The 12,741-nt window shown below is 69.4% G+C and carries 12 protein-coding genes; 4 read left to right on the top strand and 8 right to left on the bottom strand.

What is annotated here, in order from left to right; genetic code table 11:
- Positions 1–5 precede the first annotated feature (5 nt).
- Genes ACTWLI_RS13450 through ACTWLI_RS13435 form a run of 4 tightly spaced genes read left to right on the top strand, consistent with a single transcriptional unit; the run spans position 6 to position 3,908 of the window.
- Positions 6–968 (top strand): sugar-binding transcriptional regulator, encoded by a 963-nt coding sequence (locus tag ACTWLI_RS13450; protein WP_445154298.1) that lies wholly within the window; start codon positions 6–8, stop codon positions 966–968.
- Between the two features lie 48 nt (positions 969–1,016).
- Positions 1,017–1,886, top strand: a complete 870-nt coding sequence (locus ACTWLI_RS13445) for an aldo/keto reductase (protein WP_445154297.1) — start codon at positions 1,017–1,019, stop codon at positions 1,884–1,886.
- A gap of 10 nt (positions 1,887–1,896) precedes the next feature.
- Positions 1,897–2,826, top strand: coding sequence for an alpha/beta fold hydrolase (locus ACTWLI_RS13440; RefSeq protein ID WP_445154296.1), 930 nt, complete (start codon positions 1,897–1,899; stop codon positions 2,824–2,826).
- Complete coding sequence (locus ACTWLI_RS13435; RefSeq protein WP_445154295.1) at positions 2,823–3,908, top strand: glycosyltransferase family 4 protein; 1,086 nt, start codon at positions 2,823–2,825, stop codon at positions 3,906–3,908. Before ACTWLI_RS13440 ends, ACTWLI_RS13435 begins: the two co-directional genes overlap by 4 nt.
- A gap of 45 nt (positions 3,909–3,953) precedes the next feature.
- Here ACTWLI_RS13435 and ACTWLI_RS13430 read toward each other — a convergent pair whose 3' ends face one another.
- From ACTWLI_RS13430 to rpoZ, 8 genes are all read right to left on the bottom strand, one after another.
- The gene (locus ACTWLI_RS13430) at positions 3,954–4,262 is read right to left on the bottom strand and encodes a transcriptional regulator (RefSeq protein ID WP_445154294.1); all 309 of its coding nucleotides are present in this window, start codon (positions 4,260–4,262) and stop codon (positions 3,954–3,956) included.
- A complete protein-coding gene (locus tag ACTWLI_RS13425; protein ID WP_445154293.1) occupies positions 4,255–4,611 on the bottom strand; it encodes a hypothetical protein in 357 nt (118 codons plus the stop codon). The genes ACTWLI_RS13430 and ACTWLI_RS13425 overlap by 8 nt, the downstream gene beginning before the upstream one ends.
- 343 nt (positions 4,612–4,954) lie before the next feature.
- Entirely contained in the window at positions 4,955–6,661 is a 1,707-nt protein-coding gene (locus ACTWLI_RS13420) for a DUF222 domain-containing protein (protein WP_445154292.1), read from the bottom strand.
- Positions 6,662–6,799: 138 nt separating this feature from the next.
- A complete protein-coding gene (locus tag ACTWLI_RS13415) occupies positions 6,800–7,342 on the bottom strand; it encodes an NUDIX domain-containing protein (protein WP_445154291.1) in 543 nt (180 codons plus the stop codon).
- Between the two features lie 68 nt (positions 7,343–7,410).
- A complete protein-coding gene (locus ACTWLI_RS13410; RefSeq protein WP_445154290.1) occupies positions 7,411–9,627 on the bottom strand; it encodes a primosomal protein N' in 2,217 nt (738 codons plus the stop codon).
- Positions 9,628–9,769: 142 nt separating this feature from the next.
- Positions 9,770–11,005: a methionine adenosyltransferase gene (gene metK, locus ACTWLI_RS13405; protein ID WP_445154289.1), complete on the bottom strand. Its 1,236-nt coding sequence runs from the start codon at positions 11,003–11,005 to the stop codon at positions 9,770–9,772.
- Positions 11,006–11,084: 79 nt separating this feature from the next.
- Positions 11,085–12,419: a bifunctional phosphopantothenoylcysteine decarboxylase/phosphopantothenate synthase gene (locus tag ACTWLI_RS13400; protein ID WP_445154288.1), complete on the bottom strand. Its 1,335-nt coding sequence runs from the start codon at positions 12,417–12,419 to the stop codon at positions 11,085–11,087.
- Between the two features lie 26 nt (positions 12,420–12,445).
- Positions 12,446–12,709: a DNA-directed RNA polymerase subunit omega gene (rpoZ, locus tag ACTWLI_RS13395; RefSeq protein ID WP_056739201.1), complete on the bottom strand. Its 264-nt coding sequence runs from the start codon at positions 12,707–12,709 to the stop codon at positions 12,446–12,448.
- Positions 12,710–12,741: the final 32 nt, after the last annotated feature.

The raw sequence follows: 12,741 nt of genomic DNA, 5'->3' as shown, positions 1-12,741 counted from the left end.
ATGGAATGTCGCCAACGCGCCCGTCCGACGCCCTCCGCGCCGCCCAGCTGTACTACCTCCAGGACCTGACGATGGATGCCATCGCCAGGGAGCTGCGCACCTCGCGCTCGACCGTCTCGCGGCTGCTCTCGGCGGCCAGGGAATCCGGGCTGGTGCAGATCCAGATCCGCAGCCCGCTGGACACCGGCCCCGAACTGGCAAGCATGATCCGCGCGGAGTACAAGGTGGATGTGCACGTTGTCCCGGTGGTGGACACGCTGAACGAAGCAGAAACGCTGGACCGGGTGGCGATGCAGGCGGCCCGCACGATCGGTCCGCTGGTCGATTCGAACGCGATTATCGGGGTGGCATGGGGCTCGACGCTCAGTGCCGTGAGCCGGCACCTGACCCGCAAGATCACCCACGACAGCATCATCGTCCAGCTCAACGGGGCCGGGAACATGCAGACCACGGGCATCACCTACGCCTCGGACATCATGCGCCGCTTCGGCAGCGCCTACGGCGCCCGGGTGGAACAGTTCCCGGTGCCGGCATTCTTCGACCACGCGGCCACCAAGAAGGCGATGTGGAATGAACGCAGCGTCCAGCGCATCCTGCAACTGCAGTCCCGAATGAGCATCGCTATCTTCGGGGTGGGGTCCGTCGACGCCGACTACCCCAGCCATGTGTACGCCGGCGGTTACCTGGACGAGGACGACCTGAGCGTCCTGGCAAGCTCCGACGTCGTGGGCGACGTCGCCACCGTGTTCTTCCGCGCGGACGGCTCCTCGGACGGCATCACGCTCAACGAACGGTCCACCGGACCGGACCTGGCACAACTGCGGCAGGTCCGGCGGCGGATCTGCGTCGTCTCCGGTGCGTCCAAGATCAACGGGCTGCGCGGTGCGCTGGCGGCGGGACTGGCGACCGACCTCATCCTCGACGAGGCCAGCGCCCGGCGGCTGGTCAGTGCCGAAGGCCTGTCCTGACGGCCCGTCTCCCCCGTCCCCGGCGTCGGACTGGGTAGAGTCTTCGCTATGAGAATCTCCCCGCGGCTGAGCCTGAATAACGGCGTGCTGATGGACCGCCTCGGCTTCGGACTGTACAAGGTGCCGCCCGAGGACGCCGCCGGCCTGGTGACCATGGCCCTGGAGGCCGGGTACCGGCATTTCGACACCGCCGCCATGTACGGGAACGAGACCGGCGTCGGGAAAGCGATCGGCGCCCTCTCGGCCTTCAACGGCTCCACCGGCGGCTCGGGCGAACTGCACCCCTCGCTCACCCGCGAGGATCTGTTCGTGACCACCAAGCTCTGGAACGACGACCAGGGCTACGATGCGACCCTGCGCGCCTTTGACACCTCGATCGCGAAGCTGGGGCTCGAGTACGTCGACCTTTACCTGATCCACTGGCCGTGCCCGCAGCGGGGTCTCTACACGGAGAGCTACCGGGCCCTCGAAACGCTGTACCGGGAGGGCAGGGTGCGGGCGATTGGCGTCTCCAACTTCCAGCCAGCGCACCTGCAACGCCTGCTCGACGGCGCCGAAGTGGTCCCTGCGGTCAACCAGATCGAACTGCACCCCTGGCTGCAGCAGTCCGAACTGAGGGCCCTGCATGCCTCCCTGGGGATCACCACCGAAGCGTGGAGCCCCCTGGGCCGAGGGCAGGTGCTGGAAGATCCGGTCATCCTGGAGCTCGCCGCGGCGCATCATCGCACCGCCGCGCAGATCATCCTGCGCTGGCACCTGGAGCTGGGCAACGTCGTCATTCCCAAGGCCAGTTCCCAGGCCAGGATCCGCGAAAACCACGACATTTTCGGGTTCAGCCTCAGCACCGCCGACCTCGACGCCTTGGCCGGCCTGGAGCGCGGCTTCCGCACCGGCTCAAACCCCGACAATGTCAACTAGGACCGGACGAATGGACGACGTGGCCGCCGGGTCATCGCCCCGGGTTCCCCTGCTCAGCGACAGCCTGGATGCCAGGAGCCGCGCCGCCACGGCGGAGATCAACGGCAGCAGGGTCGCCTACTGGACCTACGAACCCGTCCAGGTCACCGCCGCCACCCGGACGATCCTGGTGATCCACGGGTTCCGCGGTGACCACCACGGGCTGCTGCGTGTGGTGGACCAGTTGCCGGAGATGCGGCTGATCATGCCGGACCTGCCGGGCTTCGGCGTCTCTGAAGCCGCGGGTGCCGGAGAGCACAGCGTCGCCGGCTACGGAAAGTTCGTTCGTGACTTCATGGAAGCCCTCGGGCTCGGGCCGGAGACGGTCCTGCTGGGCCACTCCTTCGGGTCGATCATCGCCAGCCACTTCGTGGCGGACCATCCCGGGGCGGTGGCCGAACTGATCCTTATCAACCCCATCGCCGCGCCCGCCCTCGAAGGCCCCAAGGGCCTGATGACCAAGGCCGCGGTGCTCTACTACGAGGCGGCCGCCCGGCTCCCCCGCAGGCTGGGGAATGCGCTGCTGCGCAACCAGCTGATCGTTCGCGTGATGAGTGAGACCATGGCCAAGACCCGCGACAAGGACCTGCGGCGGTTCGTGCACGACCAGCACAGCGCCTACTTCTCCGCGTTCGCGGACCGCGACAGCCTGCTGGAAGCCTTCAAGGCCTCGGTCGGCAGCAATGTCGCCGAGGTGGCGCCGCGCCTGGCGCTGCCGGTGCTGCTGGTGGCCGGCGCGGAGGACGAGATCGCAACCCTTCCCGACCAGCACAAACTGTTGCCGCTGTTGCCGGACGGGACCTTGGAAGTCATTCCCGGCGTCGGGCACTTGATCCACTACGAAACCCCTGAACCCGCCGCGGGCTTTATCCGCCGCTTTTTGAAGGACCATGCCGCGTGAAAATTCTTATTGACGCCCGCTTCACCAGGCTTGACCACCATGACGGCATCAGCCGCTACGGCTCCAGCCTGATCGCGGCCGCGGCGAAAATCGCTGACGTCTCGATGCTGATCAGCGACCGGCGACAGCTGGCCCTGCTGCCGGATGTTCCCTACACGCTGATCAACAGCCCGCTGTCCCCGGCGGAACTGTTCGTAGCCCGGAAGATCAACCCGCTCGGCGCGGACGTCGTGGTGTGCCCGATGCAGACCATGGGCAGCTGGGGGCGCAAGTACGCCCTCGTCCTGACCCTGCACGACCTGATCTACTACGAGCACCCGGCGCCTCCCGGGTTCCTGCCGGCCCCGGTGCGGGTGTTGTGGCGGCTGTACCACAAGGCGTTTTGGCCGCAGCGGGTGCTACTGAACCGTGCCGACGTCGTGGCGACCATCAGTTCCACCACCGAGGCCCTGATGGCGAAGTACCGCCTCACCAGGCGGCCCGTGCGGATCGTGGGCAACGCCCCGCAGCCCGGGATCACCCCGCGCGATCCCGGCGCCGGGGCCGAGAAGACGCTGCTGTACATGGGGTCGTTCATGCCCTACAAGAACGTGGAGACCCTGGTCCGCGGCATGGCGGAGCTGCCGGAGATGACGTTGCACCTCTTGAGCCGGATCACCCCCGAACGCAGGGCCGAGCTCGAGGCGCTGGCGCCCGAGGCCGCGAACATCGTGTTCCACAACGGCGTGACCGACGCCGAGTATGAAGCACTGCTGGCCCGCACCACCGCGCTGGTCAGCCTGTCCCGGGCCGAGGGCTACGGCCTGCCCCTGGTGGAGGCGATGGCCCACGGCACCCCGGTGATTGCCAGCGACATTCCGATTTTCCGCGAGGTCGGTGCCGACGCAGTCAGCTACGTCGACCCCGACTCCCCCGCGGCCTTCGCCGCTGCGGTCCGCGCCCTGGAAGACCCGGCGCTGTGGAAGCAACGGTCGGGCCGGGCAGTGGAGCGGGCGGCCGACTTCAGCTGGGACGAATCGGCCCGCCGCCTGCTGGAGACCGCCGAAGAAGCCGTCGCTTTGCGGAAGCGCGCCCGCCGGTAGGTACTGCTTCGGGAGGTGCCGTGCCGGCAGGGGCTGTGCCGGGCGTTACTTCGGGTTGACGCCGGCGATTTCCTGCAGGGCGCGGACGTGCGCGTCGAAAGCGCGTCTGCCGGAGGGCGTGAGGGACAGCCAGGTGATGCGTCGTGCGTCATCGCGGCCCGCGGAAGCCGCTTTCGACGACGCTACGTAGCCGGAGGCGATCAGCGTCTTCAGCTGCTTGGAAAGGGTGGCATCCGAAACGCCTAACGCTGTGCGGATGACAGCGAAATCGAGTCGGTCCACCGGGCTGAGCAGGCCGCAGATGCGCAGCCTCAGCGGGGCGTGGATGACCTCATCAAACGCCGCCTCAGCCATGGCTGAGCTTGGCCACAGCTGAACGGTAGGCCACTCCGGCCAGCCAGGTCGTTAGGACGAACGCCATGACGCTGGGCAAGAGGACTGCCCAGTGCAGCCCGAGGGAAACCAGGGCCAGGGAGACGCTGTAGAGCCCGAGACAGGAGATGACCACGCCCGCCACTGCCAACAGTGCCAGCGCCCCCATGCGGCGGAAGCGGATCCCGGTGTCACGCTGGACCAGGTGGACGAAGACGAGCGCAACGGCCAAGGCCAGCCACCCCATTGCCGGCGGCTGGTAAGTCTGCCCCGGCGACGTCCCGGCAGCCATGCCCACCCACCAGGCGGCCACTCCACCGAAGCCAGCCATGAGCGCCCGGGGGACCCTGATGGTATGCGCGAGCCGCTGTCGGTCTGCGGACAGTTCGTTCAATGCGGCTCTCGCCCCGTCACCGGAGGGCCGTCGAAGATCACTTTCCATAGCGGAAAGACTAATGGTTACTTTCCACGGCGGCAAGTCAGAGCGGGTTGCCCCGAGGCGCACCTTGGCGAGCCGCGCAGCTCAGCAAACGCCGCGGCCCGGCCCGCGGCCCATTCGCCCACGGTCCCCACGGTCATTGCGAGGTTCGTTGCCTCAGCCGCTGGCCGGCGTTGGCCGCGCTGCAGTTCTCGGAGCGCCGCCAAGCTCGGCAAGTCGTGACTTTTGGGCACGCTCAAGCGGCGCGATTCAAGACGTGGCCTGGGATGGGTTCCTCGGACAGGGCGGGCCAGTCGGGTTCGTCGGGTTCGGGCGCCGCGAAGCGGTACCAGTCGGGGAAGGGGTCCGCGGGCAGTTCCGGGTCCGGGTCCAGGTACAGTTCGGTGTCCGGTGGCAGGCAGTCGGAGTCGGACCCAGGTGGCCAAGTGTCGGGCCAATTGGCGCCGGAGGGGATCGGCCCGCTTCCGGACCAATCGGAGTCGGACGGGGCTGGCCCGGTGTCCGACCAGCGGGTGTCGGGCAGGCGGGGTGGTTCCCAGTCCTGTTCTTCGCTGCGGTAATGCCGGCCGGCCGGTGATCTCCAGCCGGGCGGTTCGTGCCCGGTCGCCGGGGTGGGTTTCCAGGCCGTGGTGTGTCTGAGCCGGTGATGTTTACGGCAGGGCTGGCCCAGGTTGCTGACCCCGGTCGTGCCGCCCTCGGCCCACGCCAGCAGGTGGTCCGCCTCGGTATCCAGCGATGAGTTGTTACAGCCCGGGAAAGGGCACTTCCCATCCCGCAACCGCAGCCACTGCCGCATCGCCTTTGGAATCCGATAACTTGTCCGGCCGATCTCCAGCGGCGCCCCGTCCCGCGGGTCGGTCAACACCCGGTAGAACGAATCCGCCCCCTCAGCCACGAGCTTTCGGGCAACTGACGGCGGGACCGGCCCGTACCCGTCCAGCATCGCCGCCTCCTCCGTCACCCCCAGCAACGACAACACCGGCACGGTGACCAGAACCTGCGCCCGCGGCCCCGGCACATCGGCCGCGTCATTGGGGGCCACGGTCGGCGATGCGTTGGCGTCCTCGCCACCGGCAACAATGCCAGCAGAGCCGCCGGGGCCGCCCTTAAGGAGTACGGCCGCCGCCACGTCCGCCCGCAACTGGGCCAAAGTTCTGGGCTCTTCCGGGCCCTGGAGCGCGCGGGAGGTGGCGGTGAGTCGATCGAATATCCCCGCCGCGGTCGCTGCCGGCAGGTACGCGTTGAGCCAGGCCATTCCGTCCCGGTCCGGAACGAACTCCACCCGGCGATCCCCGGCGCCGCGGACATGGCGGACCTCGATACTGTCCGGGTGCTGGCGCTCCCGCCACGAACGGGCCTTCGCCCGGAACCGCCCCGGAACCAACTCCCCCGCCGGGCACCCCCGCGCCGGCACCGGAGCCGCAGGATCCAGGAAATGCCCCTCCAGCGCCGCGGCAGCGACCCGGTCCAGGCCAGCGGTTTCATCGACCATGACCCTCGCGTGCTGCCAGGATAGTTCCCCGGCCTGCAACGCCCCCAACGTCAACGGCAATGACCCGGTCAGCGCCTGCGCATCCGAAAGCAACGCCGACGCGGACCGCTCACTGACCGTCAGCACACACGCGACCTCTGCGACCGTCCCCATCTCCCGAGCCGTGTGGTCCTGCGGCGAGGCCGCCGGACCCGCCAACACCTGCGCCACATGCGCATACCCCGCCACCAACCAGACCTTCACGGCCGCCAACCGCGCCTCGGCCCGGGCCACCTCGGCCAACCCATCCAGGTACGCATCCTCCCGCACCTGCAGCGGATCGGCGCCGTCGATACCGACGTCGTCACCGACACCGGCCCCGCCAAGGAGGGCCTGAAGCGCGGCAGTAGACCCCGCCAGCGCAGCTACCGCCGCCCCGATCTCCGCGCTGAAAGCTTCTCCGCTTTGCATACCCAAAGCATCTCAGGAGGCACTGACAGTATTGCGGCGGGAGTGCGGAAGTACGGCTTTAACCCGCTTCATCCTTAACACGCAGCTGCCCCTTGCTGCCCTAGCCTGGTGCCCGACCGTGCCGCGCACCCTCGACGTTCAGCCTGCGCTGCTCGTCCCCGGCTCCCGGCTGGTGAGGCTGAGCCGGCGCTGTTGCGCCGCTGCGAACCCGGCAATCACGCCCGCGTCGAGTCGATGGAAGGTGCGCCAGTCGGTGTCAACGTCAGCCCATCGAGCGGGTTGGCCAGGCTCCGGCCGGAGCTCGCTGGTGGCGTCGGCCACCGCCCAATACGACAAGTTCAGCGTCTCCGGCCAGTCCCGGCAGTACGAGCGGGCTGCGGCAAAAGCCGGGCGGTGCGCAATTGCCGGATCAAGACCGGTTTCTTCCCTGAGCTCGCGGACCGCGGCCTCGCGAGGGGTCTCACCGGGTTCGACCCGCCCACCGGGTGGCACCAGGCCGCGCCAGCGGTGCTCAACGACCAGGATGCGAGTGAAGTCGGGCGTGAAGGCCCACACATCCGCCGCCAAGGGCTGGGGGTCCGAGGGCCATTTCGTCCCGAACCACTCCAACAGCCCCTCTTCTGCGATATGCGCTCCCAACACATCACGAGAGGCCGCATCGATAGCGCGTTGGTCGGCCATTCCCGCCCCTCCTGCCTCGTGGTAACTGCCGAATCCCGCACCGTCCCGTCCGGATGTGAACGCAGCCGCTACAGCACGTCGACGCCGTCGAGCCGCAACTGGACCGGATCGTCAGTGCGTTTCGCCGCTGCGGCGGCCTTGACAGCCCGCAACGCCTTTGTAACGTCGGTGGCCTGCGCGTACGGGATAAAGAGCAGGGTCCGGACGTCCCCGGCGGGCTGGGCACCGGGAACCTGCGCGCCCGGAACCGGGTGTCCGCCGGGAACGTGCTGGGCACCGACCGCCGGCCCCGCTCCTCCGCCGACCAGCGGCGCCGGACCGGCCGAGCGCAGGGTGATGCCCTGTTGGGCCAGCGACCGTTCCGCGGCCTGGGTGAAGTGGGCGACGGCGGTCCTGCCGCCGGTGACCGATGCGACCCGCACCGCCGGCGGTAGCGACAGTTCCTGGCGCAGGGCAAGCTCCCGGCCGGCGTACCCTGCAGGGTCCCAGCGCAGCAGGGCGCCCACGCCGGCGGTGTCTTCGGCCGTGATGACCACCAGCCCGCCGTCGGATGCCGGACGGACTAGGGCGGCGGCGTTGAACCAGCGCCGCACAGCGTCTTCGCCGGCCCGGAGGTTCTCGCGGCGCAGCAGCGAGTCGCCGTCGAGCAGCAGCGCCGCGGCGTACCCGCCGGCGGCCACCGGCTCCGCTCCCACGGTGGCGACAACCAGGGCCTTGGCCTCCGGCACCTCGGCCAGCACCCGGTCCCCCGAAGAGGTGAGCACCGGTTTGCCGGGGAAAGCCCGGCCAAGCTCCTCGGCGGTCCGCAGGGCCCCGACAGCCCCGCGACGCAGCCTTACCCCGTTGCAGTGCACGCACCGCCACTCCGGCGCCGGCGCAGAGCACCAGCGGCACGCCGGCACCGCGGCACTTCCACCCGGGCCGGCGATGGCCAGCGGCCCGCTACAACTGGTGCAGCGCGCCGGTTCACGGCAACGTTCGCAGGCCAGGGACGGCGCGTACCCGGCACGCGCTACCTGGACCAGCACTGGTCCGCGCTCCAGTCCCTCTTTCGCGGCGCGCCAGGCAACCCCGGGAAGCCGGGCGATCCGGGCCAGCGGATCGCGCTCCTGCTCGAAGCTGTCGGCCGTGTTCAACACCCGCGGCACGGCGCGGCGGACCACGTGGCGCTGGGCTTCCACCGACCGGGCCCAGCCGGACTCGACCAGCCGCTGCGCTTCCGTGCTGCGGGCGTGCCCGGCGAGCAGGCATGCGGCACCTTCATGGGCGGCGCGAAGCAGCAGCACCTCACGGGCGTGGGCGTACGGGGCGCGCTGCTCGATGTGCAGATCGTCGCCGTCGTCCCAGCACACCACCAGCCCCAAATCCCGGACCGGAGCGTACGCGGCCGAGCGCGTTCCCACCGCTACCCCGGCGGCGCCGCTGAGCACCCGCAGGAAGTTCCGGTACCGCGGTGTCTGGCCGTCCTCAGCCGTGAGCCGGGCGACGTCGTCAGCCGGCAGGAGATCCAACAACGCAGCTTCCGCCCGGTCCAGGTCACGCTGGTCCGGGACCACGACGACGGCGCCCCGCCCGGAGCGCCGGACAGCGGCCACCGCCTCGGCAATGAGTCGGGGCCAGCCCCCGGGGCCGTACCCTTGGAGGGCGCCCAGAACCGCCCGCGGCGATTCGCCGGCGGCCACGTGCTGCAGGAACGCCGGACCATTGTGGTAGTCCGCCCAGCGGGACGGGGCGGCAGCGTCACAGGCGGCACCACCGGCCTCGCCAGACTCAGCGGCAACCCCGTCACCAGCACCGGCGAAGAGCGCCGGGTCGAGTCTGCCGTCAGGGGCGAATTCCTTCTCCAGCCGGGCCATGCGGGGCGGGATTGCGACGCGCAGAACGTCGCTGACGGTTCCGGCGTACCGCCCGGCGACCCGTTCGGCCAGTTCGGCGACGGCGGGGGTGAGTACCTGCACCGGCGACACGACCTTGTGCAGCGGCACCAGGGCGTGGCCGGCGTCGGACTCCGCGACGCGTTCGAGCAGGTAGCCGCCCAGTTCCTGGCCGCTGAACTTCACTCTGACCCGCACACCGGGTTGGGCCGCTGCGTCCAGGTCCGCCGGAACGCTGTAGTCGAAGGGCCGGTCCAGGTGCGGCAGGGGCGACTCCAGCAGCACCCTGGCGACCGGCAGGTCAGCGGCCAGCGCCGGTCCGCCCGACGCCGCGGAAGCAGGGAAGCCCTGCAGCAGTGACAGCTGCAGGGGCTCCTCCGCCGCGGCGGCGCGTCCACGTGGTGTGCTCATGTTCCCTGCCTCCCTTCAGCTGCCGTCGGACAGGCATCTATCCCAACCCAAAAAACTGTAGCCAGGCCACCGGTCGGCGGCCTGGCTACAGTCCATCACGGGCCACCGACAGTCGGCGGCCTACCTAAGACATGCCTCAGGCTCAGGCGTTGAAGAAGGCCTTCAGTTCGTCGACCCGGTCCAGGCGCTCCCACGTGAAGTCCGGCTCCTCGCGGCCGAAGTGGCCGTGGGCGGCCGTCTTGGCGTAGATCGGCCGCTTGAGGTCCAGGGCGTCGATGATTGCCCGGGGGCGCAGGTCGAAGATCTCGGCAATGGCGTCGCTGATCCGGGCCGGATCCACGGTCTCGGTACCGAAGGTCTCCACGTAGGTCCCCACGGGGCGCGCCTGGCCGATCGCGTAGGCGATCTGGATTTCGGCGCGCTTGGCGAGGCCCGCTGCGACCACGTTCTTGGCGACCCAGCGCATGGCGTAAGCGGCCGAACGGTCAACCTTGGACGGATCCTTGCCGGAGAAAGCGCCGCCGCCGTGCCGGGCCATGCCGCCATAGGTGTCGACAATGATCTTGCGGCCGGTCAGGCCGGCGTCGCCCACGGGGCCACCGATCACGAACGCTCCCGCCGGGTTAAGGATGTTGCGGGCCCGGGAGGTGTCCAGGTTCGACATGGCCATGACCGGCCCCACCACGTGCTCGGCCAGGTCAGCGCGGAGTTGGTCCAGGCTGGCGCCTTCGGCGTGCTGGCTGGAGATGACCACGGTTTCGACCGAGACCGGCCGGTCGCCGTCGTAGCCAACGGTCACCTGGGTCTTGCCGTCCGGGCGCAGGTAGCCGAGCTGGCCGGACTTGCGGACCTCGGTCAGGCGCTCGGAAAGCCGGTGCGCCAGCCAGATCGGAACCGGCATGTAGGAGGGGGTTTCGTCGCTGGCGTAGCCGAACATGATGCCCTGGTCGCCGGCGCCCTGGAGGTCATAGTCATCCTCCTGGCGGCCCTCGCGCGCTTCGAGCGAGTTGAAGACGCCACCGGCGATGTCATTGGACTGCTGGCCGATGGAAACGGACACGCCGCAGCGGGCGCCGTCGAAGCCGTTGGCCGAGGAGTCGTAGCCGATGCCAAGGATGGTCTCGCGGACGATCTGCGGGATTTCGACGTAGGCATCCGTGGTGACCTCGCCGGCCACGTGGACCAGTCCGGTCGTGGCCAGGGTCTCCACCGCGACGCGGGACTCCGGGTCCTTGGTCAGCAGGGCGTCGAGGATCGAATCGCTGATCTGGTCACAGATCTTGTCGGGGTGTCCTTCGGTCACCGACTCGGACGTGAAGAGCCGGAGCGAGGCGGGCGTGGACCCGTGGAAGTCTGGGATGTGCAGCGGTAAAGTCACTCAACTACCTTACTGGTTGGGAAACGGGCGTCCGGCGGCGTGAGTCCCTGTGCGAAGGAGACCTTGATTACGGCAGCGCTCAAGCGGGCGGGACTGCCCTGCTCAACTCGGCGCTGACGCGGTCAATCACGGCAGCCGCGACGTCGGACTTGGAGCCCGACGCCTCTTGGGGTTCGGAGCCGGACCTCGCAAGGATGACTACGGAGTTGCTGTCCTGGCCGAAGACCTGATCCTTCCCGACCTGGTTGACCACCAGCAGGTCGCAGGCCTTGCGCCGCAACTTGGCCTGGGCGTACTCAAGGACGTCACCGTCGGCGTCGCCGGTCTCTGCCGCGAAGCCCACAATCAGCTGGTTCCGTGCGGCGGCGTCGCGGATCTCGACGAGTTCGCGGAGGATGTCCGGGTTGCGGACGAGCGAGATCACCGGGTCCGCGCCGTCGTCGCGCTTCTTGATCTTGGTGCCGGAGACATCGGCCGGGCGGAAGTCCGCCACGGCGGCCGCCATGATGACGACGTCGGAGTCGGCGGCGGCGTGCAGGGCTGCTTCGCGCAGTTCCAGCGCGGTCTCCACCCGGACGACGTCGACGCCGGCCGGGGCGGGCACGTCCATGTGGGCGACGAGCAGGCGGACGCGGGCACCGGCGTCGCGCGCGGCCGCGGCCAGCGCCACGCCCTGCTTGCCGGAGGACCGGTTGCCGAGGTAGCGGACGGGGTCCAGGGGCTCCCGGGTACCGCCGGCGCTGATGGTCACGGTGAGTCCGGCCAGCGGCCCAGCAGTACCGGCGGCCGTCGGGGCGGCGGCCAGCGAGGCCCCCGGCAGCGGGGTGCCGGACAGCGACGACCCCGGCACCGTGGTGTCCGGCGAGCCCGGCGAGTCCGGGACCTCGGCTCCCCCGGCCAGGGCCAGCGCCGCGGCGAAGATCGCCTCGGGCTCGGGGAGCCGGCCCGGGCCGGAGTCGGCACCGGTCAGCCGGCCGCTGGCCGGCTCGAGGACGGTGACGCCGCGGCTGCGGAGTGTTTCCACGTTGGCCTGGGTTGCGGCGTGCTGCCACATTTCGGTGTGCATGGCCGGCGCCATCAGGACCGGCCCGCCGGCCATCAGCAGCGTGTTGGTGAGCAGGTCGTTGGCCTGTCCGGAGGCGGCCCGGGCGAGCAGGTCAGCGGTGGCCGGGGCCACTACGATCAGCTCTGCTTCGTGGCCGAGCCGGACATGGTTGACGGTGTGCACCTCGTCGAAGACGCTGTTGCTGACCGGGTGCCCGGAGAGGGCCTCCCAGGTGGCGACGCCGACGAACCGGGTCGCGGCCTCCGTGGGGATGACGGTGACGTCATGGCCGGCTTCAGTAAAAAGCCGGAGGAGCGACGCCACCTTGTAGGCGGCAATCCCTCCCCCGACTCCGAGGACTATGCGCACGTGACCTCCGTCAGGCAGCAGAGTAGTTACTCTGCGGGTGCTTCGATCGGCGTGGAGACGAGCTTGCCCTCGTTGATCTCGCGCAGCGCGATCGAGAGCGACTTTTCGTTGAGCTTGGTGTCGACCAGCGGGCCGACGTACTCGAACAGGCCCTCGTGCAGCTGGGCGTAGTAGGCGTTGATCTGGCGGGCGCGCTTCGCACCGAAAATCACCAGTCCGTACTTCGAGTCGGCGGCCTTCAGCAGCTCGTCGATCGGCGGGTTGATGATGCCTTCAAGGTTCGTGGACACGAATTCTCCAAATTCTAACGGGCGTACATCCC

This window comes from Arthrobacter sp. Hor0625 (assembly GCF_052567525.1).
This window is presented reverse-complemented; position numbering and strand designations above follow the sequence as displayed.

What these genes read in the sequence shown, in the direction of transcription:
- ACTWLI_RS13425 (WP_445154293.1), bottom strand. Translation starts at nt 4,611, where the DNA reads ATGGCTGGCTTCGGTGGAGTGGCCGCCTGGTGGGTGGGCATGGCTGCC.
- ACTWLI_RS13450 (WP_445154298.1), top strand. Translation starts at nt 6, where the DNA reads ATGTCGCCAACGCGCCCGTCCGACGCCCTCCGCGCCGCCCAGCTGTAC.
- ACTWLI_RS13430 (WP_445154294.1), bottom strand. Translation starts at nt 4,262, where the DNA reads ATGGCTGAGGCGGCGTTTGATGAGGTCATCCACGCCCCGCTGAGGCTG.
- ACTWLI_RS13410 (WP_445154290.1), bottom strand. Translation starts at nt 9,627, where the DNA reads ATGAGCACACCACGTGGACGCGCCGCCGCGGCGGAGGAGCCCCTGCAG.
- ACTWLI_RS13440 (WP_445154296.1), top strand. Translation starts at nt 1,897, where the DNA reads ATGGACGACGTGGCCGCCGGGTCATCGCCCCGGGTTCCCCTGCTCAGC.
- ACTWLI_RS13415 (WP_445154291.1), bottom strand. Translation starts at nt 7,342, where the DNA reads ATGGCCGACCAACGCGCTATCGATGCGGCCTCTCGTGATGTGTTGGGA.
- ACTWLI_RS13420 (WP_445154292.1), bottom strand. Translation starts at nt 6,661, where the DNA reads ATGCAAAGCGGAGAAGCTTTCAGCGCGGAGATCGGGGCGGCGGTAGCT.
- ACTWLI_RS13445 (WP_445154297.1), top strand. Translation starts at nt 1,017, where the DNA reads ATGAGAATCTCCCCGCGGCTGAGCCTGAATAACGGCGTGCTGATGGAC.